The sequence below is a fragment of the Pareuzebyella sediminis genome (assembly GCF_008367235.1).
Lineage (GTDB): Bacteria > Bacteroidota > Bacteroidia > Flavobacteriales > Flavobacteriaceae > Pareuzebyella > Pareuzebyella sediminis.
Window position 1 is genome coordinate 316,822 of sequence record NZ_VTZS01000001.1, and the last position, 26,749, is coordinate 343,570.

Here is a 26,749-nt window from a genome sequence, read left to right on the forward strand (position 1 = left end):
CTTTGACTTATTTGAAAAGAAATGATAATTATCATTAATATATTTTTATAAAGTAGTATTTATATCCTGCAACAAAATTTAGAGGTAAAATATCAGTCGAATAGAACGGAGCTCCCTACTTTTTTGGTTAATTTAAATTCATAGCCTGTCCAGAGCGTACATGGGTTCCCTAATATCTTTCAACTACAGCTTAGATAACCGTTATGTCGCTAATTTTTAAAATAACCTCCTTCGGTTTTAAGCTATTTTTCATATAGCGGTGCGAATCGAAGTGTATGTTTTGTCCGTTATCAATTAAACCTATGGTCTGCCATCCAAGTTTGTTTGGACTTATAAAATCTTTTCTAAAATTATCCGCTATATAGGTATAATTGTGCTTTTTGAAAACCTCTTCAATAATATGAAAATTGTTGGTATTGGGTTTTTCAGTACCCACTTCTTCAGAAATAACTATTTTGTCAAGAAAATGTTGTATTCCTAGTGCCTTTATTTTTGAATGCTGAGTGGTGCTTCGACCGTCGGTGATAAGGCATATTTTTCCTCCCTTTGATTTTATGGATTGAAACAATTCTATAACACCTTGGAATGGAGTAATTTCCGGGTAGTGATTACGATACCGGTCGAGAAGTTCACTTTTTTCGCATATGAACTTGTCCGCTACAAATTGAAAGGCGTCTTCACCGCACCTGTGTAACGAAAACATTAGGGCATATGTCGCTTTCCATGAGGTCGGGTCTATGGTTGCTGCGATTTCCTTATAGGCTGATTTTAAAAAATCAATTTCATTGTAGAGTGTGTCGTCAAGGTCAAAAGCTACAACGGTGCGTTTGTTAACCTTTATATCCATGTACTAGTATTTCATCGTCATACCGGATCATTAATAAATTGTTTTCCCAACAATCGAAGTTTTCAGAAATTTCGTTGCCTAAGTAATATTCATCAATAATCCATTTCGGATAATTTGCACCTGCGAGATAGGCTAGGGGATAGCCTCCTCCGAATCGTGGGTTAATCTCTATGCCATAAATCTTTGACTCGGTCTTATGCTTAAAAAATTGCGCTGTAAAACATCCGATAGCCCCATCTATATGGTTGAGTCGCTCCCGAATAAAATCAACCAATTCATTCTTTATCGCTAAGGCCTTATAGACCTCGCCATCACGAACTTCAATTCTTTTTCTTGGAACGACACATTTTAACTTATTTTCCTTGCCATAGTACAGATCACAGGTATACTCATCAAAATGATCATGATCTAAATACTCAAGAAACATTAATTTCTCGTTCTGAAAATGATAATCGGTCAAATCTTTCTGTTGCTTGATGACAAACGTATCGACGCTTCGACTGCCATCTATCGGCTTGATGAATAAGGGTAATTCTAACGCCTTCTTATCATACTCTTTGGCCACGTTGATGTTATGCGAGCTAAAAAATCGATGTATTTCTCTTTTGTTTCTACATTTCGCTACGAAATCTTCCGATGCGATTAGGGGAACAATATTATTCTCTTCAAGATACTTCCTGTTTTTAGCAAGAGGTAACAATTCAGTATCTATTGTAGGTATGAGCAGCGTAATGTTACGGGATTTACACTCTTTAATTAAAATATCAAAGTAATCGGGTTGGCTTACGAATGGAACTTCAAAGTACCCGTCAGAGACCTGACATGCTGCAGAGAGTTGTGGGTCTGCGTCAGAAGTGTAAACTTTGGCTTCGGGGTACCGGTTTTTGAGCTCTTTTTGAAAAGCCCTGACCAACGATACTCTACGGCCAGCAGAAGATATTAGGATATTCATCGTGCTAAAGTATAAAAAGATCGGAACAATTTGATAAAAGGATTTATCAAAGATTTTCTGTTAAAAATGAAAACTAAAACCGAATATCCGATTCCGTTATAATCTTCACCGATGAATTCATCTAGTGGATAGGCTCCTATTTTTTTGAAATTTTTCAGCATTCCCGGTATTTCCTTTATTGATATATCAGACTTCATCAAACGAACCATAAGAAAGAAAACAAAAGATTGCTGACGTGTTTTAAGTCTTTTTATACATGCGTCGGCACTTCTGTGTATCATTGGAACATTCTTTATCAATCTATCGAATATGTGAGCGGCCTTGGCATTATCGTGAATAACCTTATTGTAGTGTTCTGGGCTCTTGTTCCGCATAGCGGATGTGGGCAGTATACGATAGCGATGCACATCAAGGGAAACGTGAGCCATACTATTCGCTACGCAGAACAGTTCTGCCGTGAAAATAGCGTCTTCCATCCATATGCCCTCGATAAATCGGACCCCGGTATCTATCATGAAATCCCTTCTGATAAGGTACCACCATATTTCGTTCTTGTGCTTATTTTTTGCGAGATAGGTAATTCCGTCAAAAATTTCTATTTCGTTAGGTATTCCGGATAAGTTTTTAGATAACGGAAACTTTCGTTTGACTACCGATTTACTTTCAAAGGTCAAGATATCGAGATTGTTCTTATGGGCTATTTTTAAAAGGACGGGAATTGTTTTTTCGGCCAAATAATCGTCTGGGTCTAGAAAATATATATACTCACCCCTAGCAATATCAAAACCTGAGTTTCTGGCAGCTCCGACCCCCGCATTCTTTTTATCGATGACCACAATATTAGTATGATTTGCGGCGTAGTTCGTGGCGATTTCTAACGTGCTGTCTTTTGAACCGTCGTTAATTACGATTATTTCATATTCTGAAACTTCCAGTTGCTGACTTAAAAGACTATCAAGACATTCCGACAGATATAGCTCCATATTATAACAAGGAATTATAAAGCTAATTTTCATAGGATGGGAGTATTGATCTGCTGCAATTATTAAGCTTAATTAGAATTTTGGAAGCTACCGTAGCATCGCAAGGACGATTTTTCCTTTTTCTCTCTGACAATCAAATTTGTAAGGATAATAGGTTGATCCGTCAAGGTTTTATCAGGATTAATAAAAGTCTTTTTTTCTTTTGTTAAAGAAAAAATTAAAAGACAAAATACAAATATTCATCGACTATTAGATTAATTGTGACATAATTCTTCGCTGTATGGCCGGCTCTTCGAAAGGTTCTCTGCAAGATTATCCCAGTATCAAAATTAACAGGGTACGCTAACCATTTATCCTGCAGTTGTTTCGTTTCCTGTAAAAGCTTCCATCGTTGCACTGGTATCTGAAGAAATGCCATCCCTTTTTATTACTTTTTTGATGGTAAGCCAAAGAATTTTGGTATCCACCAAAAAACTGAGGTTCTCGACATACCAGACATCGTAGTCAAACTTTTGTTGCCAAGATATTGCATTTCTACCGTTGACTTGGGCCCAACCTGTGATTCCGGGCCGTATAAGATGCCTTCTTTGCTGTTTTTGACTATATAACGGAAGATAGCTTATCAGTAATGGCCTAGGACCGATGAGGCTCATATCTCCTTTGAGAACATTTACCAATTGAGGTATCTCGTCCAATGAACTTTGTCTAATTAAATGCCCGACTTTGGTTATCCGATACTCATCGGGCAAAAGGTTTCCGTCAGCGTCTTTTTTGTCGTTCATGGTTTTGAACTTCATAATCTTAAAAATTTTTTCTTCTTTTCCAGGCCGTTCCTGAATAAAGAATACCTTTCCCCTGTTCGATATGGCCAGAAAGGGTATGATGAAAATCAGAATTGGACTAGCCATGATCAAAAGAGCAAGCGCCGCAAAGAAATCCAAAAATCTTTTAAAAAAATGTCGATACATCGTTATTCGTTTACTATTGGTAGATACTAAGTTTCGGTGTACTCACTACCCATTTTTTAAAAATTTTTCTTTCAGAAAGGGTAGTTATTGCAATAGTAGCTATCAATAATGCCATTAAGTTTCTTTTATTACACCACTGTATTGATAATTGTAAGCAGTTTATCGTTAATTAGGTTTACATCAAATTTTAATTCTGCCAACTCCCTACTATTTTTTCCCATAAGTTGAATTTTATCGCGGTTCACCAGGAAATATCTCATCGCCTGTGTCAAGGGTTCTTGCTTTTTTGCCTCGATTAAAAAACCATTTTTATCATTTATTACAGTCTCCCTACAACCCGGTTCGTTCGTTGTAATTATAGGCATTCCTGAGGAAAGGGCCTCCAATATCGATCTTGGTACACCTTCCCTATAGAATGTAGGTAAGACAAATACGTCTAATTCTGCAATATCTTTTGCCACGTTATTCGATTTTCCATGGTAGATTATAGTACCGTTGTCGTGCATTTGCCTAAGCTTTTCGTTTGAAATGGCCGAGGCATTATTTTTAGGGGGCTGTCCAATAATGTGGAATTGCGATTCAGGAAATTCTGGTTTCAATTTTTTGGCCGCGTCCAAAAAAAGCTCTACCCCTTTCTCTTTCATTAACCTAGCCACCAATACAAACTTAACAGCTGTATCGTTGGCATGGATCCTTGTTTTATATTGAAATTTATCAAGGTTTACCCCGGAGCCGTCCACTACGTGAAGGGACTGTTTTCGATTGACTATTTTTCTATCAAGAAAAAGTTGAAGGTCATCCGTATTTTGAAAAATTACTGCTTTATTGGAGCGAAGTGCTCTTCGGTAAAGAAACTCGGTAACCCATTGTAGAAACTTTGCTTTAAAATTAACCTGACTGAAAGTAAAACCTAGGCCTGTAATCAATGAAACCATTGGAACGCCCAATTTTTTGGCGGCGAAAGATCCATAAATAACGGGTTTTATTGTATACGGAAAAACGACATCTATATTGAACTTTTTTATAATACCCTGAAGCTCGCTAATAGTTTTAAAGTCTTTCATCGGGTTCAGACCTGTTCTCTGCAAATTATAAGGGATCGGAACTCCTCCAAGGTCCTTGACAAGTTCTAGGGTATAGTCACTAAAATCCGGTGCAGCACAATACACCTTAAAGTTTTCGTTTATTAAAAGCTGAATCAAGTCGCCCCTAAAGTTACTAAGGGAAAATGAAGCTGAGCAGAGAATTAATAGATTCTTGTTGGGTTCTTTGAGTCGCATGATGGAAGTTAAACAGGCTTTATGACAATAAGCGGTCGAAAATATATCTTATTGTATTTTGATTCATTTTTTAGTTATAGGTACTCGAAGATTCGTTCTAAGAAAGCCATTTGGGTACGCGATTGTAAATATGTGTCAAAAATGGCCCTATTAGATTCGGTATCATTGGAGAGGGCTTTTTCTATGGCAATTTTCAAATGGGAACTGTCATGGGGCGGACAAGTGACAATACCTGGTATCTTTTCTATATCCCCTGCACTCAAAGTGGCTACGATTTTGGTATTTTGAGACATCATTTGCAAGAGCACATTTGGAAAACCCTCAATTCGCGATGACAAAACACAGGCCTCTGCGTTCTCAAAATACGCATAAACACTTTGTACGTAACCAGGCATATGAATTCGATTTTGTAACCCTTTTTGTTCGATTATATTTTGAAGTGCCTCTCTTTCGGCACCTTCCCCCAAAATTATCAAGTGGAGCTCCTTCGTATCCAATTTGCTGAAAGCTTCAATGAGAAGGTCAAATCCTTTTGCCGGTGCCAAGCGACCCGCTCCCACAATATATCTGATAGGTTCATATTGGCTTGCAATACGACCTGACCTATTCTTGATATCGTCGAAGTCGAACGGATTTGGAATGGTTTTAATATTTTTTTCGGTCAACTTTGGTAAATTTTCCAAGAGCTGCCTTTTCATATAGTCGGTTTGACAAATAATCAACGAGGAACCCGAATATCCAATTTCATAGAAAAATTTATAAATCCTTAATTTATTGCCCTTTAGTAATTCAAAAATAGAGTTGGATTCACGAAGGATTACTTTTGTTTTTTTGAAAAGACCTATTCTTTTTGCGAACCCCAAAACACCATTAATGATTGTTTGCGAAGAAAAGGTATAATCGAAATTTCGATATCCTTTCAGTGCCAAAAAGGGTATTAAGGCAACTGCTCCGATCATGTACCTTTTAAAAGGCAAATAGTGAACTTGCATTTTACCTTCAAGGTCGGCCCAGCCCTGACTCTTTTTTTTGGTTAAGATAATTACTTGACAAGTATGCCCTTGCTCCGATAAAAATGTAGCTAGGTTCTTCACAATAAATTCGGAACCTTGTATGCTATCGGTAGGCAGAACGAATAGCCAAGTAGATGATTTAGGTTTTTTCAGAACTGATTCAATTAAGGGGAATGAAATTTTTCAAACTAAAGGTTGATTTTTGGTATATAACTACCGCTTTTTATACTTATTTATTTACATGCTGATAAAATACTGTTTATTCTTCTACAATTAAATACATCAAGAAATAAAGATTCAAACTGGCTATAGTAACTTTTATAGTTTTGATAATTAAGATCTGTATATACCTAAATAGAGTTTATTGTAATCTATGCTATACTAATTTCTCCCAAAATAATCCTTTGAAACAAGGACCTTGAGTGGCTTCGCCGAATTTTATGTCATTATGTTGCCCATTCCATTCTATCAAACGGATTTTGTCGGAACTGTCCACGATAATATCCCATCCAATACACCTGACAAAGGGTATCTGATTATGCATTTTAGTTACTTCAGAAATACAATTACTGAACTTAGGTATCTTCTTATTTTCGAAAATAATTTTACTATTGGGATGTTTCTCGGTTGAGGTCCAATTTGGTAAATAACCATATTTAGAAAGCTCACCCTTTTCAAGGTGAATAGGGACTTTAATCGCTGATGCGGATTTCACATGGGTATCTCGATCTTTTCCAATCCTTAAATAGGCCGATCTAACGGATACCTTGCCACTATTATCACACACGGATGTGAGGCGAATAGTGGCAACAGATAAATTGGTAAATTCAGAAAAAAAATCGTGTTGTTCAATATAGTTCTGAAAAACGCCGTTACCCAATTTTTTGATCGCATCAAATTCGAAGTTCTCCCTTGTGAAAAAGTATATTCCCTTACCTTGTAATGAGTTTTCAATTTTGTAGACTATCTTTTTATTGCTTTTAAAAAGTAGATCTAATAGGTGATTTTCTTTTAATACTTTATGCTTCAGATCCCAAAATATGTTATTTACATAATAACAAATATCTAATGGGTATGACGTTTCCAGCAAAGAATTTGTTAATAATGTTCTATTATCAATCTTGCCATAGTCGCCCTTCAGTTTTGGTACTACTACGGCTCCATAGTAATTATCAGGAATCCATCCTTCTTTAAAGGTTCCAGCCATTGCACTATAGGTTAACAACCAAGGAGCATACTTCTCATCTCCAAAAATGTCGTTAGCGTATTCTTTGCTCAATCGCCCTAATTGAGTATCGGTTTTTCCCTTATCTTTTTCAATATTTTTAAGCATTTTCGTTGCTCTTTTTCTTTCGTTTAAATGGTAACGATATTCTAAACCTTTATTAAATATGTTCTTGACGGTCTTTTTTATTTCCATAACGCTACTTTTCTTGTATGATCTGGCGCACCATTTTTTTAAAAGATCTGAGGTGCTTTTATTAATTATGCGTATTTACCTATATATGATAAAATCGTTATAAATTTCTCAAAATTAGGACGCCAGAAGGCTAATTGTTTTTGCCTGGCAGGCTGAGCATTTTACCAAAATTATAATCCCAAATTTCAGGTATGAATTTTTCGAAACCTGATCCAGAGTGAAAGGTCAATTCCCCAAAGTATATTTTCTTCTTGATATAATATAGATCAACCCTTACATAGTGAAAGTCTTGGGCTAAACATTCGGCTAATTCGATCATTCTTTCCAATGCCTCAGGCTTTTTAATGTTACCTCCATTTTCATGCACCCAGCGTAAAGGAAATTGCTGCCATTCACTATCATATACATTTCTTCGGTGATTTGTGCTCCTATCTATATCTACCTGTATGAATTTCACAGTGCCATTCATGCAATGTAATTTATAATCCAATGGTATTTGCCCATGCTCATCCAACATCAGTTTTTCTATTACAACCCTAGGTTCTATTTTGGCATATTGCCATTCTCCTTTATAATCACCGTAGCGCCTTTTTAAAGATTTGCCTAATTTTTCTCTCAACGAAACCCAATCAACTAATTTTTTATCTCTGATAATTGTAGTGCCCCCACTATCGTGATTGGTTTTTATTATAACAGGGTAATCGGGGAGCTCCGAAGGTTTAAGTTCGTTAATGTCTTTAGTTTCTTTAATCAACGGTATCAAATGCTCTTCGCCTATTTTTTTCGCTACATGCGATCTCACTTTGAACTTATCGGCGCAGATGACGTGAAGTTCGCTTCTGTCATTTATTTTTAGCCATTGAATCTTTTCGTTAAACGTTTTGGGGTTTTGAAGATCGAGTTCATACCCTAATAAACGTCGAAACCTTTTTTTTAGAATAATTTTCAAAGGGATAACCTTATTTCGAACTTTGAAAATTGGGTCGATAAGTAATCTACCAAAAGAATTTTTGTAATAGAAGTTCGTGAGTACCTTCCTAAGCATTTTCATACAGTATGAATTGATTATCTTTCATAAATAAAATATTTTTCTACATTCAAAATATATGGGATCCACGTTATTTCCTCAATTTTGGGAATGAAGATCCAGAAAGAAATTTTTGTATTTTTCAAGTATTATCTCTGCAGAATACCGATCGGTAACCGATTTGCTTATTGCCTCGGGTACCCACTCCTTTTTGACTGATTTTTCCAATTTTTTAAGAAAATCTTCTTCGTTATCGGCAAGGTAGCCGTTTACCCCTTCAATAATAATTTCGTCTATACCTCCCGGAGCCTTAAAGGCCAGCACAGGCGTGCCTACGGCACAAGCTTCCAAAAGTGAATTTGGAAAGCCCTCTACATAGGAGCCCAGAAGGTACAAATCGCTTTTTTCTAAGTATTGCTGTACGTTATCGGTAAAGGGTACATGGGTTATTTTATCTGATAACCCATGCTCGTCTATGAATGCGAAAATTTTTTCATGGCCCTCTCCAGACCCTATCATTGTATAATGGAAAGGCATATTATATCTTGACAAAGCTTTTAATAGGCGTAAATGGCCTTTCTGAATGGCGAATCTTCCAACTGTTATAAGTTGAATAATATCGTTTCTTTTTCTGTTTTTCTTTAATCGAAATTGATGTGTTATAGGATTGTTTAATGTGATGAGTTTATCATTTGGGAAACCATAATTTTTATATAAATCATCTCTCATATCATTACTTTGACAAATAATTGCATCGAGATAACGCATTTGTACTTTATAGATGAGCTTGGACAAAGGAGTGGGGTATAAAGGAAGACCTTGTACTTTATTTGTGGCAGACCTTACAATAGCTTCACGACCTACAAATTTGGTTTTATTGGAGAAAATAGAAAGAATCGCCATCAAGGTATTGACATGACCCATGGAACTAACGGCAATATCAACTTTGTTTCTTTTTAAATGTTTGGCTATAGCCCAAATACCGTCCCTGACTCTATTTTTGTTCAAATAAGTTATTGGGATATCCTTTATTTCATAAGATTTGTCTTTTTCCGATTCGATAATTAAAAGTTCGGACGAAAAAGTCTTTTTATCGATATGTTCCGCTAAAAAAGACATGACTCTTTCAGCTCCTCCTGCCCGGAGAGACGGAATTACAAAACAGATTTTTATCTTATTCATGACCTATCGCGGGTAGTTTTATTTCGGCACCTAGCTTATCATCCCATGAGGCAGGAACAATCGCTTGACTACCTCCATCATGATGGAAAGTTATTTCACCAAAATATAACTTTCCTTCAAGGTCATACCAATCAATTCGTACGTAGGCAAAAGGTTCGGCCAATAATTCGGAAAGCTCAATCATTTTTGTCAAGGTTTTTGGGGGTGGTATTTCATAATCTGTTGGATCTGTATATTTTCCATTGGCTTTTGGGGAAGACCACTTAAATGGTTGGCGTTTCCAGTCTACGTCGTACCAATTTCTTTTGTGGTTATCGGTACCCCTGCCTATATCTACAGAAATCATACGAACACTACCATTAAAACAATGTACCTTATAATCTTCTGGAATTGTGCCATCCTTTTTCTGGAGTAACTTTTCTACGATAATAGCTGGCTTGATATTTTTATATTGCCACTCTTTACTCCTTTGATAATAGTTTCTTTTCATTCTTATTCTAAGTGATTGTCTAAGTTTGGAATAATTGACCTTACTTTTATCACGAACGAAAAAACCACCTCCACTATCGTGGTTAGTCTTTACTATGCAGGGTTCATCAGGCAAATTATGAGCTGTTATTTCCTTGTAGTCCGTAGTGTGAAAAAATAGAGGAACTAAATATTCTTCCTCAATTTTAGCTTTAACATACTCTCTAACGGCTAATTTATCACTACATTGGGTATGCAGTGGAGTGCGGTCATACAATTTTAACCATACAATTTTTTCATTTAGTGTCTTGGGATTGTTCAAATCAATTGGACGGCCGAAATTCCTCTTAAATCTGTTTTCCAATGTTTTCTTATCATTTACCAGTTCATACTTGAAAAAATTGACAATTTTTAAAATTGGATATAATAGATAATAACCAATAGGATAAGATTCATAAATATTCTTCAAAAATTTCCTGAACATATTTGGAGGTATTGATTGTAACTCAAAAACTGTTGGACCACTTACATATTAGGTTACTTCCGCAAATATTCCTTGAATGAAGGGTCTAATGATTCTATTGTTCGTTGTTTGTAATCTTTGGAAAAATCTATTTCTGAATTTGCAATATAGGTCTCAAGAACCTTTTTCTCATAGGCATAAAAATCACCGATGATTTTGGCTGGATTACCACCAACAATTACCCCGCTTGGGATGGATTTAGTGACTACGCTTCCTGCAGCCACCACAACATCTTTTTCAATTTTCACACCGGGTAAAATTATACTTTTCATACCAATGAAAATATTATCAGCGATATCGATTCGTCGAAATAATTGACGCCTTCCCCTGTCGTCGATAAAGAGCCAAGTTGAGCCATCATGGGTGATAAATTGAACTTCAGGTGCAACAGTCACTTTATTTCCAATTTTGATCAGCCAAGGCTCTGAGCCTAATTTTCTTGAATATACTCTGCAGTCTTCGCCAACTTTCACTCCTCTATAGCGAGCGTATTCCACTCCAGACATCTTACGCACCTTAAGACGCTCCTTTATTTTTAAGAATATATCTTTTAACATAATTATTCTACTTTTAAACAGAGTTTAACGATTAATATTGCAAGCTAAAGTTTTATTTTATCGAACCGTCATTTCTCTTTGTTATCTTAATTTATACGCAAATAAACAATCAGCTAAAGAGTTTTTTTGATAGTGATTTTGCGTACATATAGTAAATTATTGGATTTATCGAGTAAATTATTGAGGTTGCCATAACAATTCCATAAACCCCGAAATTTTTAAACAGAATGTAGTCTAGAAATATATTTACCACAAAATTCATAAACGACATTTTGGCCATAAATTTATTTTTATTAAAACTGGTCAAAAATTTCACTAAAACATTTCCACATAGGTAGAACGGCACATAGAGTAATAATATTTGTTGAATTCTTGAAACTACTTCGGTGTCTTCATTGTCAAACTCATTTCTTTGAAAAAGCAGTTCAACTATCTCTTGAGAAAAATAGATAAGAGCCACAATGATAAGAAGCGATCCTAAAAAAAGAATTTTTAAGATTTTAAAGAGCTCCTTAAATGCTTTTTTTGGATTTTCATTGGCAAGTTTTGAGAAATAGGGAAGTAAAACAGTACCGAGCCCGGTAATTGAAAATCCTAGAACGAAAGCAGGAATCTTTTGGCCAAAACTTATGGCTGCTACCGACCCTACAACTAATTTAGCCGCAAAAAACTTATCTACGGAGGGTATTAAGTTGGTGAAAAGGCTCGACGACATTTTGTAGGGAACCTGTTTGAGCATGGCAATGAAATTCAAATCTTTTAAATCTGGCTTTCCAATCCGCAGAAGTCCTTTTCCTTTATTTACTATCAAAACATACAAGAAGCCTAGAATACTACCAACAAGGGTGGAGGCGGCCAATACGGATTCTTTGAGCTGCTCTTGGAAAAAATAGATTGCTATTATTGTAACTATCGGAATAAAAATTGGAGTAAGGGAAGAAAATCTATACTCATTTTCAATATTGAGCATGCCAGTTAAAAGTGAAGACACCCCCCAAAATGGAATGCATAATACAAGTAAATAAAATTGGCGACTTATCATCTCATAATAGGATGGTTCATGGCCAGGAAAAAACACTTCAACGAAGGGTTCAAAGAAAAAATAGACAATCAGAACAAGTAGAAACGAAATAGCAATAGTTAGCAGAAAAGATGATGCTTGAAAATCAGCAATATCTTTATTTTGTTTTAACGCGATGACATAATTAGGAACGAAAACATTGGAAAATGAACTTAAAAATACGGCCTGAATCAACGAGGGAATTATCATGGCCAGTAAATACGTATCAATCATGGCGGAAAGGCCGTATTCGTAGGCGATATAACTTTCCTTAAAAAATCCGATTACTTTTATAGCATACGTAATTGATATCACGGTTGCCATATTGATGAGCAATGGATTTGTTATTGTCTTTTTTAAAAAAGAACGAATGTTAGGTTTAAATTTCATTCAAGTGGTTTAAGATTTCTTGCTTTTCATTATTATAAGGATAATCACGCCCAACACTTAAATTATTTTTGCTCAGTTGAGTTTCTCAGAATTAAAAAGGTCAACAGGTTTAAATCGTTTATATTGCTCAAGTAGTGGGAATTTTTTTCTTGACCTTTAAATAAACGAACATCGACAGAAAAACCATATAAAAATTGTCGAAGTAACTATGGCCGACCATCGCCGATAATATCAATGCACTGGATAGATAGAGGTATTCCGGATTTGGTTTAAATAACCGGAGACTATTAATTATTAAAAAGGCGTAAATACCTATCATCAATAGGAAGGGAATTATTCCTGCCTCACCGAACACGAGCAAAAACGAATTATGTACACCGGGCAAATATGCACTTTTTTGCTTCATTTTACCGTATCCATGACCAAAGAATGGCTTGTCTAAAATCAAATCGGTATAAAGCGCCCAAGTTGCTGTACGTGAGTCCTCAGTTATAGTTTTGGTTTGAATTTGAGTATCGCTTTCGAAAATGCTTTTTAGGGCAGAAAGACGATCTTGATTTAAGGACAGAACAGTAGATAATGCAAAAACCATAATAAGAGTTACGACCCCTACCAGTGGAACGGTCAAATTCTTCCTGTCATTATAAATTGAGATAATGTTTACCACGAGCCAGATAACTATGAAACCTCTAGAAAACGTCAATATCCCTGCTAGTGTAAATAACAGTTGCCCCCCAATTTTTAAGAACCGCTTATTGATTGAATAGCTCAGGGCAAATCCAATGACACATATAGATCCGGCAAAATTTGGATTTAAAAAGAAACCACTATACCGGCCATAGGTGGGCGTAAAATTAATATTGGCAAAGGGAAAAATAAATGCGTTTACCACAATGCTCGCAGCACCTAAAATTAGAACATAGTATATTTCTTTCTTATTGGTTCGAGATAGAATTTCACCACCACATACCACAACAATCATGAATCGCACAAACTCCTTCAATAAATCCTTGGCAAATAAGCCATCATAATTTAAAGCTCCTATCATGAAATAGAGTAAACCCAAAAGAATAAATGGAAAAAAAAATCTATGTTTCTCCTTGGTGAAAGCAAAAAAGAACAACAGTAAAAAAGAAGAAGAATAACTTGAAATAGAGCCTAAACTCGATCCAAAATAAGCCAGTAAAAAACTCGGTATGTTACAAATAATCAAGATAAGAATAAGATACCTGATCAGGTTCCAAAACTTTTCAATGGTCGACATTTTCTTCTTTTTGTTACTATTTTGAATATTTGAATAGTTTGTCAAAATTTGACTTTACATTGAGTTGGTCAATCTTAGCTTCCTAGAATTGACATTTAATTCGAAAGTTAATCGGTACTGTAAATTCTTCATTAAAAGATAAAATTAGTCTAATGTAGATTGAATTACGGATTCCCAAGCTGAAATCACTTCATGGGTTTTAAATCGTTTCACTTTTTCTCTACCTTTTCGACCGAATATTTCCCTCATTTGTGGATCTTTTATCAAAACACCTAACTTCTCTTCCAGTGCAGTTTGATCCCCTACATTTATTAAAAATCCATTATTACCATCCTCTATAAGTTCTGACGGGCCTGTAGGACAGTCTGTTGCAATGCTGGGGAGACCCATATGCATTGCTTCTATCAAGGCATTTGGGAAGCCTTCAAATCGAGAAGTGAAGGCGAATATTCGAGCTGAGGCATATTGTGGGGATATTGCTTTGATATTACCAGGTAATATAATTTTCCCTTTCATGTTAAGTTGCTCAATCATTTCCTCATATTTTCCCCTATTTGGTCCTTCACCTATTATTATCAGTTTCCAGTCCTTAGGATTAATGTTCCCAAAGGCTCTTATCAGCATATCTTGTCCTTTCTGGTTGGTCAGTCTCCCTACATTAAGAATGATTTTTTCGGCAGGCTTGCTATGATTCAAATCGTATTGTAAATCAGGGGAGAGCGGATTGGGTAGAATAATCACTTTTGCTTCATCGATATAACGGGTAAAAAAGCGTTTGATGGCCGCGGTCTGCACCACCACCAAATTCGCTTTTGGATAAGTAAAGCGCCGAAGCTTTTCCCAAACAAAAGATTTTTTTGAGGCGTTAGGGTCTATACGTTCACTGACAATGACTGGAATTCCTCTTGATCTTGAGGCCAATATTCCAAGAATATTGGAGGAAGTTAAAAAACAAATCGATAGGTCTATCCGCTCTGATTTTAGAAAACCTGATATTTTTTTGTACAAATTATAATTTGTTTTTATGGCCTGCCACAGATTTTCACTAGGATTAATGACTTCAGAGCAGTGTAGCAGGCTGACCTTTTTATCTAAGGAATAAAAGGGTTTACTGGCAATGAAAGTTATAATTGCAATATCATAGTGCCCAATGAGTCCGTTGCATAGCGTGCTGACTACCCTTTCTGCACCACCCGAACCTAAAGAGCCGATGATAAAGGCGATGGATTTCTTTTTCATGGTGTATTATTACTTTTCAAAATACTGTCTATCATCCAGGTTTCTTTTACGTATTACTCAACGTCTATTCTTTATTTAGATATTCTTATAATTATAAAGCGGTACAAATATGGGAAAAAGCTTTCAAAGGCTGTTTAAAATTTGAGGAAGCAACAGGCAAATCCGACAAGGTGTACAATTCGAAGGAAAAAGTAATCTTTTTTTAAAATAAGGAGTCCGGAGATTTTTCTTACCCGCCCCTCAGTGGTATGCCATGTGAATACCTATTATACCCCATATTAAGGCTATATGTAATAAAACTCTTATTCTTTAGAGGTTATATTTTTTCAGTGATACCCAAGCAATTAAAATTTTAACATTTTTTTTTCGACGAAAGACATCTTTTTATCCATGAACTACCGTATATATGACTAATTTGCTGGATTATAAAAAATAACATCGTGTACTATTTCGAATTTATTTTTAATGCAATCGGTAAGTGTTTATAAATTTTTAACCTTGAAAACAAAGAATTTATCCCCTTTTAATCTTTAACTACATTATGAGAAAAATTACTTTTTTAGGCGCTCTTTTCTTAATTTCCTTTACGTCACACTCCCAATGGTCTACAAGTGGGAGTAGTGTAATCACCGACGAAACGGCGATAATCAAATCCGATAATGGTGGCTTGGCCCTTGAAATCGAATCGAACAACAAAGATATCGATCTTAGAATGGGACACGCGCCCGGAGGATATGGATTCTTTTGGAGGTATAAAGGAAGTGATAGTGGAAACAACAATGATTTGGAATTATGGGCAGAAAATCAAACTTCTAGCAACAAGCTTGTTTACAATGTAAAACAAAGTGGCAATATTAGTTTTGAACAGAAGGTCGGTATCGGTACGTCGACCATGGGCAAACACTTACTTGCCGTTGATGGTTCCATTGGAGCTAGAGAGGTAACAGTTGAGAGCAGTGGCTGGTCCGATTTTGTTTTTGAAGAAGACTATAAGTTGCCTTCCCTTGAAGAGGTTGAGAAGCATATTGCAGAGAAGGGACATTTGATAGATGTGCCCAGTGCAATAGATATCGAAGAAAATGGTATTCCTTTGGGCGAAATGGATGCAACACTTTTGCAGAAAATCGAAGAGTTGACCCTGTATGTATTGGAGTTGAACAAAAAAAATAATCAGCTGCAAGAAGAACTTAGACACCTCAGAGAAGTCAACGAAAAACTCCTTCCTCTTTTAGATTAAATCCAGTCGTGCTTCTTGAATCAAGAACATTCAATTCGCTAGCCGGTATAGGTAAACTGGCCTTGGGAAAAAGTGTGTAGTTCGATTCAAAGAGTACTTAATCAGCTCCAAATAGGAAAATTATGAAATATAAAATTACCCATAATATAAGAGCCTTACTATGCCTGATAACCTTGACGCTATTTGGCGGCCATACGATGATATCGCAAACCACGGTCAAGGCATCAAGTTTCGGTTACAGTTCGACCGATGCTACCTTAGCATTGCAAAAGGCATTGAATTCGAACTATGATAAAGTAATTATTGATTATAAAAGTAGCGGTTGGAATATTGGGCCTTTAAAGTTGTTCGATATTAGCAATAAGGAAATCGTTTTTGAATCAGGGGTGGTCGTTAGAGCGCTGAAAGGTAGATTCAAGGGAAGTAATGATGCTTTACTAAACTTAGTGAGAGCCAGAAACCTTAAGATTTCTGGGTATGGCGCTACCTTTAAGATGGATAAGGACGAATTAATTAGTTATGATTCCAAAACAGAATATCGTCATAGCTTGCAATTTACAGGTGGTGATAATATTTCGGTTAAAGGATTGACATTAGAAGAGAGTGGCGGTGACGGGGTTTATATAACTGGATCTAATGTATCTGTTTATGCTAAAAATATAGTTCTCGAAGACCTGAAAGTACTTAATCATGCTAGAGATGGAATCAGCCTAATCAGTGCTGATGGTGTTTTGGTCAAGAACTGTGTTTTTTCAGGAACAAAAAGTAATATACTAGGCTGCGGTGTGAATTTTGAGCCGAATACTTCTGACCAGCGACTAAGGAATATCGTTTTTAAAAATTCCACGATAAAGAACAATCATTATTATGGAATCCAAGTAAGTTTAAAGCACTTGACCTCGTCCTCAAATCCTATTGATATTACTTTTGAAGATTGTTATCTAACTAATAATTTTTATAAAAATACACGAAATAGCCCAAGCGAAATACGCTTAGGAGTAGGTAAGAGCTTCAATAACGCAGCTAGGGGGCTTATAACTTTTGATAATACGACCATTGAAAATGTAGATCACCCGGTAATGAGTTCTAGAAAACCTTCTACTGCTTTTATGGCAAGATTTACCAACTGTGATTTTTTAGATATTAGTAGTACTTCCGTTTATCTAGAGACACCGAGTTACAGTATTACCTCTCCTCCTTTAGGAGGATTTGAGTTTAACAATGTTCGGGTGTCGGGCAACACTACCGATCCGTTCCTTAAAATATACGGCTATAGCACCATGGATGGCCTTAAAGACGTGACCGGTGACTTTGTAGTTGCCAACTCAAAATTGAACAAAGACAACGCTATTGTTTATTCGAGAGTTTATAAGTTTACGAATGTAGACGTGGATTATAAGTTCGTATCCAGTCTTTCTACGGGTAGTACTTCCAGCACTTCAAGTTCCAGTGGCGATTGTGTCAGCTCGGTAACTTTGTCGAGTACCATTTCTTCGGCCACGACCAAGCAGGCCTCAAGTACGATTACCGCGACCAATGATGTTACACATTCGTCAGGTACCGTAACATACAAGGCGGGGAGCAAAGTGGTACTTAAACCTGGCTTTAGCGTAAAAGCGGATGGCAGTGAAGTTTTTAAAGCTGTGCTTGGTAATTGTAGTGGTTCTAGTGGAGCTACGGCACTAAAGGCCAAATCAGGATTTTATCACAATTGGAGACCAGAGGCGGAAAGAATGGAAGAAGTTGGCGTGAAACCGACCTTGACTCCTAATCCTATCAATACCTATACGGTTATGAGGTTTATGGTCGAGCAAGATGATTATATTTCCGTAAATATCTACGACATCAACAATCAACTCGTGAGGTCCGTCATTGCTGATCAACGTATGTACGCAGGTCCTCAACGCGTAGAGGTAGATTTTTCCTCGCTAATGGCCGGTTTCTATATGGTTAGTATCGAAGGGTCTTTCGAAAGGCGTATGGTGAAAGCCATAAAGAATTAGCGTTTGTCGATTACATGAAAATAACAAACTGGGCGGTTCCAAATTTGGAACCGCCCAGTTTGTTATTTGTTCCTTTCTTTAATTTTATTTCACAAATTACATTTCAATTTGAAACGGAGTCTTAAGTTTTTACTCCTTCCGCTGAACAAATGGCCTCAGAATCATTTCTGCCCCTCGAAATCATCATCTTAAAAGACCGGAAGGTTTACTTATCAAAACCGCCATGGGTATAGATATACGGTTCATAGAAGGTTGGAATGGGAGTAGAACCTCACACTAGCTATCGCCAATTTTAAAGAGTAAAGTGGGTTCTTTATCGTAATTACGACACCACCGATTCAGAAAGCTTTACTTTTATACCTTATAAAAACAATACTATTTTTAGACGTAGGTAGTGTTGCAAGTAGGTCAATAATGAATATTCTCGTCTCATGGATAGTAATAGAGGTATGGTTCATAGGCTAATGGATTGGCATACCTATTGCTATACCACGTCATAGATTCAAAACTTTCGTATAAATCAAGCCCGATGAGAGGAATATTTTTTTTGTTATTTTTTTTAGCGATTACTATCCTAGGAAATGCCCAGACCGTAGAGGTGTCAAAGTTTCTGATTGGAAAAGATTATACCGGGGCTATGAAAAGAGCTTTTGGTTCTGAGAATGATACCTTGATAGTTGATAAGTTGGATACCCCATGGATTATTGGCCCCATGGAATTTCAAGGGCTTAAGAACAAAGTAATAATAATTGAACCCAATGTGGAAATAAGGGCAGAAAATGGGGTATTCGTGAAGACTTCGGATGCACTTTTTGAATTCCAAAATTGTGAAAATATCTCCATTATAGGCAATGGATCTAAACTTTCCATGAACAAGGACGAATATCTAGACGGTGAATGGCGACACGGTATAAGCATCCGGAAATGTAAAAATATGAAAATTGATAATCTATGTATTGAAGATACAGGGGGTGACGGTATTTATATCGCTGGATTTGGAAAAGGCAGCTATTCCGAAAATATTTTTTTAAGTAGAATAATAGCGACTAATAACAAGCGCCAAGGAATTTCAATTATTAGTGGAAAGAATATTACCGTTTCCGAATCGGTATTTCAAGAAACAAAGGGCACCTTACCTGGGGCTGGTGTCGATCTTGAACCCAATTCAAAGTTGGATCGATTAATAAATATTACTTTTTCTAATTGCATTTTTAGAAATAATGATCATGCCGGTATTTTATTAGCCTTGTCGAAACTTGATAGTACTTCGGAACCTGTGAGTATCAACTTTAAAAAATGTGTATTACAGAATAATCACCACCCTGATAACAAATATGTAGCTAGTGAAATTGTTTTTGGAGCGCATAAGACCTCACCGGTTCAAGGGAAAGTTGTCTTAAAGGATTGTATTGTAGAAAATTCGAAATGGGGGCTATTTTATAGCCGAAAAACAAAAGAGGCCTATTCCGTCGAGTTTAAGGATTGTCTGGCACGAAATATTTGTCAAGATAACTCTTACCCGCCCATTTATCTAGAAGTACCCGATTATTACAAGGGAGACTTTAGTTTGGGTGGCTTTAAGTTCCAAAATCTTTATCTTGACTATGCCTCGGAACTTCCGGTTTTTTTGGTCAGGGGTTCAACGATGAAAACACTTGGCCGGTTAGCGGAGATTACCGGAGAGATTTTTATAAAAAATAAGAAAAAGAATAAGTTTAAGTATATCAAATACGACCCAAGTCAAAACAAAAATGTTCGACTTGCGATTACTATAGGCCAATCGGCTCAAGACTAATTACCTTGAACCGACCCTATTTCAACTCAAGCATTGATTATATAACCCGATGGCCCGTTGGACTAATTTGGTAAAAGAATATCTTTAAAGGGTCAAAAAGTGTAAAAAGTCCTCCAAATTTGTAAAACCATCACTATTTTGATCCGATGATGCATCACTTGGATCATTCGGGTCTAGGCCATTTTGAATCTCCCATGAATCTTCCATACCGTCTTGATCCGTGTCATAGGTCTCTGGTGTTTTAGCATTGACCAAATTTGGGAATCCGCCAACACTATTTTCAGAATCTATGAAAGTTCCTGTGTTGTTTATATAATCTTGTTTGATCCTTTCGTCAACAGGATCATAGAAGATATTTGCACCGGCATTGGACAATACCTCATTTTCAATTGCTTCGGCAGGTGAGGGATCAATATAAGAATTTTGGTGTACCCTCTCTGCCGAATTATAATCACGAAAATTTCCGTTCGTTTCGTTATAATTGCTATTTATCACAATATTACCAGATTGAAACACCTCTCCGTCCTCAGCTACATAGTCTGGTGTGTTCTCGCTTGGAATATAGGTCATGGCATTCCCGGATTGCTCGATGTTATTTGAATTTTTATAGGTATTGCCTATAACATCAAATTTTCCACCGAAAGAAAGTTGAGTGCCCCATCGCCAGTTATAAATAACATTGTTGATTACTTCAAATTCTGTCTCTGCAGTCGAGGCACGAAATTGTCGGTCTTTATTGTGGGCCAAATAATTTTTAAAGAATGTCACATGGTTCACTTGGCCCATGACCAATACGCCATATTTGCTATCAATGGCTTCTGAAACAATACAGTTTTGTACGGTAATATTTTTTAGTTGGCTATTTTCGGCCCTATTTACGCCAAACGATAAAACTTCATCCTTTGCCCAAGAAAGTGAACAATGATCGATTATTATATTCTTCATGATATCATTACTCTTGTATTGTACGACGCGAACTGCATCCAATTCGTCAGGAGAATTGATTCCAGGTCGTATCCTCAAATATCTTATGATGACATTGCTTGTCAATACTTCAACACCATGATGCATTATTGTGATTCCATCACCTGGTGCAGTCTGGCCGGCAATGGTAATATCTCCATTTTTGATTCTAAGGGGTTCTAGAAGGTTAATATAGCCAGAGACTCTGAAAACAATTGTTCGTGGTCCGCTAGAGGACACGGCCTCCCTTAAACTACCTGCTCCGCTATCATTAAGGTTGGTCACCTCAATGACCCTGCCTGCGCGACCTCCGGTGGTAAATTTACCGTATCCTTGTGCTCCGGGAAATGCCTTTAGCTCTCCATAATCAAGGTTTATGGTCACCGTACCCTCATTGGTTTCTTTCGTGCCGTCTTCGTTGGTCGTCTCGGTGGTGTATGTAAAGGTGTCGCTACCCTGTTGAGTTTCTCCATTAGTTCCTTCAGTTTCGGTGTTCGATTCGGTCGTTTCATTACTACCAGAGGTTTCTGTGGTGCTATCTGAGGATTGTTCTTCTTGGTTCGAGGTATTTTCTGAAGTCTCCGGAGTATCTGATGTTCCGGAATCTTCTGTAGGAAGATTATCAGCAGTGCCTTCTACGGATCTACTTTCATCCAAGGTATACGTAATTGTGTTGTCTTTGTTAATAACAACGGTTCCAAGGTTAGGAGTGGAGGCGGAGATAATTTTTACCTCATTCTGATCGGTGAACACATCGTTAGCCAGAACGTCGAGGGTCACCGATCGACTGCTTCCAATGATATAAGAGTCATTTATTACTAGCGTTTTTAGAAAATATGCATCGGGCTTTTCGGCCATAACATAGTCAGCGAGTAAATCGGTATCCTTACTACAAGAAAAAAATAAAGACAAGGCAATAGTGAGCGAAATCGCTTGTACGATTCTTAAGTTTTGAGCTTTCATACGTAGGTTAAGTTTTTTTAAGCGAATAATGGCATTTGGGCTACCATTATCTGTTGTAAACTTTCTAGTGTTCTAATATTGATCTAACTTCAAAACTCCTACTTGATTTGGGATAAGCTAGGGTTTCATATGGTGTTTTAGGTCAACATCGGAAACAAAATAATTGAGCGAAATTCCTTACATGTTATATTATTAATGGGTGAACTTAATTTTTATTGTTCTTATAACTATCAAAATCAAAAAATGTTGTCAACTGGTTGATTTAATAGATGAAATGCACTCCATCAAATTTTTAAACCAAAAATTAGGGTAAGCTGAGTGGGGATAAAGAGGTGTTTTTATCTTCGATATGAACTTGGGGTTATTGTATTCGGGCATTTTAATTACCGAGCATCAATCGATGTGAGTATACGTAATTTCTACATTTTGATTAGCAGAAGGGTTGTACCCTCCGTTGTAGAGGAGTTCGATATCGTTTGGCTCTTTTAGAATAAAATCTCCCTTGATGTCCTTTACTGTGAAATAGCTGGGCGCATTGATTTTTAAGAAGGGTTCTTTCACTCTGTATTCAATATAAAAGTTCTCAAAAGTAAACCCGCCTAGCGTATTCTCTCCAGAAAGGGCCTCAAGTTCCATTATGGAACGCCCTCCGCTTGTTCCGACGTTGTAGGCCGAACAATCCTTAAAAATTACGTGATAGGCATCAGCTGATTTTTTACTTTTAAAGATCCTATGTTTACTACCATTAAATGTCAAGCGCTCGAAATGCACATTGCCTTTAACGGGATTCGAGTGTGTGCCTTGCCCTACAATGAGCTCTGTCTTAAAGACGCCGTCTACCGGGGCAACCACATTGTTGCGAAACTCGGAATCTTTGACGGTTACGCTGATCGGTTTGGAACTACTGGTCAGGTTTCCAGGAGCGATTTTAAAACCTGAGCTATCGTTCCCTAAAAATTTACAATTGATAAAATTGATGTTAACCAATCTCTCATTAGGTTGATTCGGTTCTAAATCGACTCCATTTTCAGGTCTTACCCCACTAGATTTCGAGAACTCGCAATTCTCGACCCAGACATTTTCTGCGCTGATGATCGACATTCCGTTGCGATGATTGTTGGTGGATAAAATATTTTTGAGTGTAATATTTTTTGAATAGTCAAGAGCTCCACCTCCTGAAATATATATTCCATCACCGCCACCGTCTCTCAACGTTAGCTCCGATATGGAAATATCCTCCGATTGGTTTATAGCCAATACATGCCTATTTTCACCATCGCCATAGACAGTTTTGTCCATTTTAAAAACTGCTCCATTCCCCTCGATAGTTATATTTTTGGCTCTAACTAGTTGAAATAAACTACTTCCAAGATTTGAAAATGACCCTTTTTTTGCTCTGAGTACTACCCCGGGTTCGAAGACTATCGTTAAGTCTTTTAAATCGAATAATTTTAGAGGGCCGACTACCCAATCTTGAGACTGTTTGTCAACAATGACGTAAGAACTTCCTGAAGTCAATGCAGCCTTAAGGGCCTCAGTTGCATCACTAGGGCTGTAACCAAATGACGAGGCAAAAACAGCATCAGGAGGATAAGATCCTGTATCTTTCGGCGTACTATTTTCATTATTGGTATCAACACCTGATGTGGTCTCTGCACCAGTATCGGTAGGAGTATTGGTATTGGCGTTTAGGGGCCTTGCATTGACAACCACCTCGATATGGGTGGTATGAACCATTTCTTCTTCGTCTTTTACGGAAAGTGCTACGGAGTACGTGCCCGCCTCTGAAAACGTATGGGAAGGATTTTGGTCAATCGCCGTGCTTCCATCTTTAAAGTCCCAGAAATACGCAACAATAGCTTTATCATCGGTCGATTTAGAAGCGCTAAACTCTACCTTTAAAGGAGCGTCTCCAACAAGTGGTTTGCCCTCTGCAATAGCTATTGGACTTTCATTTTTTTCTAATTGCACGCTAGCGGAATTCCCGGTAATTGACCCATTTTCAGCAGTTGAAGTCAATACATTGTTACTATTCGCACCTATAGGGGCTTCAAATTCTACTTGAAGTATTGGAGGCTTGCCCCCATTACCTTCTTTCGAAGAAAAGGCAAAGTCATTTCCATATTCATGAATTAAAATTAAGGTAATTATTTTTGGCTCTACATTTATGGTGTCCAATGCCACTCGATAGGTACTTCCTACCGTAAAATCATCTTCGATAGAACCCAAAAAAGTTTTGGTTTCAGGTGCATTATTTTCCGAAAGGCTTTTTTCGGACCAATCGTTTGAATTTCCCATAAAAACACTGACCTTTCCATCGCCCTGATCGGAGTCAATCGTGAATTCGAGGTTTAAGGTTGTAATATGCCCACCAATTGCCTTAATTTGGCTGAGATCAAACATTAAATAACTCGTTCTAACGTCTTTTTCTAAGCGTACAATGGGTTGATTGTAGCCTTTTCCACTACCTAGATAAGCGTCGTTAACCGGGAGAAAGTCATTCGTTCTTTTTTCTAACGTTTTTTCCAGTGGTGACTGAGTTAAACTATCGCCTTCACTTCCTTCTTCCACAAGCTCGGAAGATAAATTATCAGTAGTGTCTTTCACCGTTTCTTGAATTGATGTCGGAGTGTTCAAGACAGCATCTTTGAAGAGTTCGAAATCTTCATCTTTACTACAGGAAATCAATACAAAAAGTAGGCAGGCAACAAAAGACAAAGTTTTGCCTAGGGTCGTGGGGAAAAATTTCATAGGTAGGACTAAGTTCTAAATTACAGAGATTAAAACATCGATTAAATGCGTAAATATTCGATGAAGGGTAAGATAATGCGTTTATGTGTGGTGCCCCATCAAAAAGAATATTTCAAAACATATTAATGTCTACGCACTTTTTCATGGTATTAGATGTTATTTGAACTTAGTTTTAACGCCCTTTTAAGATAAAAATCGATGAACTACCTTTTTTCTTCAAAAATTCCTTATGGCTCATTGCCTTTGAAAAATAAAAGTACTTGTCTTTGAAAGGTTATATGAGCATATCAAAACGAGTACGGAATTCCAACCTTGGTACAAAGCTAAAATGATAAACAGTTGCGAAACGGAGAATTTTAGAAGATGTAGCCCAAAGAAAATCCAATGGAAGTTGGGCCGAAATCAGAAGTTACAGTCTTCCATCGACTTCTTCCCTTATCACCCCTTTCACATCGTAGAGAATACCATCAGGTTTTAACAGGGATCTTAAGTTTACCTCTAGAAATTTGCTGTGGGCAACTACCAAAATAATTACATCGAAAATACTATTTGGTAAATTTGAGAGTACATCTAGGTTGAGTTCGGCCTTGACCTCTTCAGGCGATGCCCACGGGTCATAAATAGTTACGTTCGTGCCATAGCTTTTAAGGCTGTTGATTACATCGACCGCTCTTGTGTTGCGCACATCCGGACAATTTTCCTTAAAGGTTATTCCCAATACCAGAATGTTTGCACCTTTGATTTTTAAATCGCGCTGCACCATAAGCTTAATAACCTCTGATGCCACATAAGTGCCCATACCATCATTCATTCTACGCCCGGCGAGTATAATTTCTGGGTGATAGCCGTACTCTTGCGCTTTTTTAGCTAGGTAGTAAGGGTCGACACCTATACAATGTCCTCCGACAAGACCTGGTTTAAATGGTAGGAAATTCCATTTTGTTCCGGCCGCTTCCAAAACGGCGCTCGTATCTATAGAAAGTAGGTTGAATATTTTAGCCAGCTCATTTACAAATGCTATATTGATATCCCTTTGGGCATTCTCAATGACTTTGGCTGCTTCAGCTACTTTAATCGTAGGGGCTAAGTGGGTGCCTGCAGTGATGACAGATCCATAAAGGTTGTTGACTTTTTCACCTATTTCGGGGGTTGATCCCGAAGTTACCTTTAAAATCTTGTCTACCGTATGCTCTTTGTCTCCTGGATTTATTCTTTCAGGGGAGTATCCCACAAAGAAATCCTGGTTAAACTGTAAACCACTGACTTCTTCCAAAATGGGAACACACTCTTCTTCGGTCACCCCAGGATAAACTGTAGATTCATAGATAACCAAATCCCCTTTTTTAAGTACGCTACCTACCGTTTTGCTAGCCTTGTGCAATGGAGTCAATATAGGGCGATTTGTAGAGTCAACCGGGGTCGGAACAGTTACTATATAATAATTGCATTCGGCTATATTTTCGATATTGTCGGTGCAATAGAGGCCTATTTTGGCGTCAGGGGAGTCTTTAAGCACCTCTTTTAAGGCAGAATTACTGACCTCAAGGGTATGGTCTTTACCTGCCTGTAATTCTTCAACTCTTTTTTTGTGGATGTCAAATCCAATGACCGAAAACTTGGTAGCAAATAGTCTCGCTAACGGCAACCCAACATATCCAAGACCGATCACCGCAATTTTTTCCCTACTCATCATTTAGCACTTTTTAAGTTGTAGTGGTACTTTTATCCCTCTATTGATTTATGTGTATAAAAGATTCTAACGTACAAGAGCTTCAATAATATGGGGCTTTACGGATGCTAAAATATACGGCAATCAATTTAAATCAAATGGTTTTTTGGACCAGCATTTAAACTGCAATATTAA

At 37.1% G+C, this 26,749-nt stretch carries 20 protein-coding genes; 3 read left to right on the forward strand and 17 right to left on the reverse strand.

All coding sequences use genetic code 11. The annotated features are described in order from the left end of the window. Positions 1-190: 190 nt before the first annotated feature. From F2B13_RS01255 to F2B13_RS01320, 14 genes are all read right to left on the reverse strand, one after another. Positions 191-847, reverse strand: a complete 657-nt coding sequence (locus F2B13_RS01255) for an HAD family hydrolase (protein ID WP_149277085.1) — start codon at positions 845-847, stop codon at positions 191-193. Next, positions 831-1,799: an ATP-grasp domain-containing protein gene (locus tag F2B13_RS01260; protein ID WP_149277086.1), complete on the reverse strand. Its 969-nt coding sequence runs from the start codon at positions 1,797-1,799 to the stop codon at positions 831-833. The genes F2B13_RS01255 and F2B13_RS01260 overlap by 17 nt, the downstream gene beginning before the upstream one ends. Further along, positions 1,796-2,815 carry a glycosyltransferase gene (locus F2B13_RS01265; RefSeq protein ID WP_149277087.1) on the reverse strand — a complete coding sequence of 340 codons (1,020 nt, stop codon included), beginning with the start codon at positions 2,813-2,815 and terminating at the stop codon, positions 1,796-1,798. Before F2B13_RS01265 ends, F2B13_RS01260 begins: the two co-directional genes overlap by 4 nt. A 317-nt stretch (positions 2,816-3,132) precedes the next feature. Continuing rightward, the gene (locus F2B13_RS01270; protein WP_149277088.1) at positions 3,133-3,750 is read right to left on the reverse strand and encodes a sugar transferase; all 618 of its coding nucleotides are present in this window, start codon (positions 3,748-3,750) and stop codon (positions 3,133-3,135) included. Positions 3,751-3,878: 128 nt separating this feature from the next. Then, positions 3,879-5,030 (reverse strand): glycosyltransferase family 4 protein, encoded by a 1,152-nt coding sequence (locus F2B13_RS01275; protein ID WP_149277089.1) that lies wholly within the window; start codon positions 5,028-5,030, stop codon positions 3,879-3,881. Between the two features lie 74 nt (positions 5,031-5,104). Then, positions 5,105-5,728 carry a glycosyltransferase gene (locus F2B13_RS20805; protein WP_149302841.1) on the reverse strand — a complete coding sequence of 208 codons (624 nt, stop codon included), beginning with the start codon at positions 5,726-5,728 and terminating at the stop codon, positions 5,105-5,107. Positions 5,729-6,419: 691 nt separating this feature from the next. Continuing rightward, positions 6,420-7,463, reverse strand: coding sequence for a sugar-transfer associated ATP-grasp domain-containing protein (locus tag F2B13_RS01285; RefSeq protein WP_149277091.1), 1,044 nt, complete (start codon positions 7,461-7,463; stop codon positions 6,420-6,422). A gap of 130 nt (positions 7,464-7,593) precedes the next feature. Continuing rightward, a complete protein-coding gene (locus F2B13_RS01290) occupies positions 7,594-8,514 on the reverse strand; it encodes an ATP-grasp fold amidoligase family protein (protein WP_149302843.1) in 921 nt (306 codons plus the stop codon). Between the two features lie 75 nt (positions 8,515-8,589). After that, on the reverse strand, positions 8,590-9,672 hold the full coding sequence (locus tag F2B13_RS01295; RefSeq protein ID WP_149277093.1) for a glycosyltransferase: 1,083 nt from the start codon (positions 9,670-9,672) through the stop codon (positions 8,590-8,592). After that, positions 9,665-10,624 (reverse strand): ATP-grasp fold amidoligase family protein, encoded by a 960-nt coding sequence (locus F2B13_RS01300; protein WP_149277094.1) that lies wholly within the window; start codon positions 10,622-10,624, stop codon positions 9,665-9,667. Before F2B13_RS01300 ends, F2B13_RS01295 begins: the two co-directional genes overlap by 8 nt. A 53-nt stretch (positions 10,625-10,677) precedes the next feature. Further along, positions 10,678-11,220: an acyltransferase gene (locus tag F2B13_RS01305; RefSeq protein WP_232623060.1), complete on the reverse strand. Its 543-nt coding sequence runs from the start codon at positions 11,218-11,220 to the stop codon at positions 10,678-10,680. Positions 11,221-11,329: 109 nt separating this feature from the next. Continuing rightward, positions 11,330-12,670, reverse strand: a complete 1,341-nt coding sequence (gene murJ / locus F2B13_RS01310) for a murein biosynthesis integral membrane protein MurJ (protein WP_149277095.1) — start codon at positions 12,668-12,670, stop codon at positions 11,330-11,332. A 127-nt stretch (positions 12,671-12,797) separates the two neighbouring features. After that, on the reverse strand, positions 12,798-13,718 hold the full coding sequence (locus tag F2B13_RS01315; protein ID WP_198439883.1) for an O-antigen ligase family protein: 921 nt from the start codon (positions 13,716-13,718) through the stop codon (positions 12,798-12,800). Between the two features lie 360 nt (positions 13,719-14,078). After that, entirely contained in the window at positions 14,079-15,173 is a 1,095-nt protein-coding gene (locus tag F2B13_RS01320) for a glycosyltransferase family 4 protein (RefSeq protein ID WP_149277097.1), read from the reverse strand. Between the two features lie 541 nt (positions 15,174-15,714). Between F2B13_RS01320 and F2B13_RS01325 the strand changes: the two genes are divergently transcribed. The 3 genes from F2B13_RS01325 to F2B13_RS01335 all read left to right on the forward strand — a co-directional run bounded on the left by F2B13_RS01325 (position 15,715) and on the right by F2B13_RS01335 (position 20,208). After that, the gene (locus F2B13_RS01325) at positions 15,715-16,410 is read left to right on the forward strand and encodes a tail fiber protein (protein WP_149277098.1); all 696 of its coding nucleotides are present in this window, start codon (positions 15,715-15,717) and stop codon (positions 16,408-16,410) included. Positions 16,411-16,532: 122 nt separating this feature from the next. Then, positions 16,533-18,413 (forward strand): 3-coathanger stack domain-containing protein, encoded by a 1,881-nt coding sequence (locus F2B13_RS01330; protein WP_149277099.1) that lies wholly within the window; start codon positions 16,533-16,535, stop codon positions 18,411-18,413. 529 nt (positions 18,414-18,942) lie between these two features. Continuing rightward, the gene (locus F2B13_RS01335; protein ID WP_149277100.1) at positions 18,943-20,208 is read left to right on the forward strand and encodes a right-handed parallel beta-helix repeat-containing protein; all 1,266 of its coding nucleotides are present in this window, start codon (positions 18,943-18,945) and stop codon (positions 20,206-20,208) included. Positions 20,209-20,292: 84 nt separating this feature from the next. On the opposite strand, the gene F2B13_RS01340 is transcribed toward F2B13_RS01335, so the two are convergent. The 3 genes from F2B13_RS01340 to F2B13_RS01350 form a co-directional block, all read right to left on the reverse strand. Next, positions 20,293-22,134 (reverse strand): Ig-like domain-containing protein, encoded by a 1,842-nt coding sequence (locus tag F2B13_RS01340; protein WP_149277101.1) that lies wholly within the window; start codon positions 22,132-22,134, stop codon positions 20,293-20,295. A 393-nt stretch (positions 22,135-22,527) separates the two neighbouring features. Continuing rightward, positions 22,528-24,885, reverse strand: coding sequence for a PKD domain-containing protein (locus tag F2B13_RS01345; protein ID WP_149277102.1), 2,358 nt, complete (start codon positions 24,883-24,885; stop codon positions 22,528-22,530). Between the two features lie 409 nt (positions 24,886-25,294). Then, positions 25,295-26,575, reverse strand: a complete 1,281-nt coding sequence (locus F2B13_RS01350; RefSeq protein WP_149277169.1) for a nucleotide sugar dehydrogenase — start codon at positions 26,573-26,575, stop codon at positions 25,295-25,297. Between the last annotated feature and the right edge of the window lie 174 nt (positions 26,576-26,749).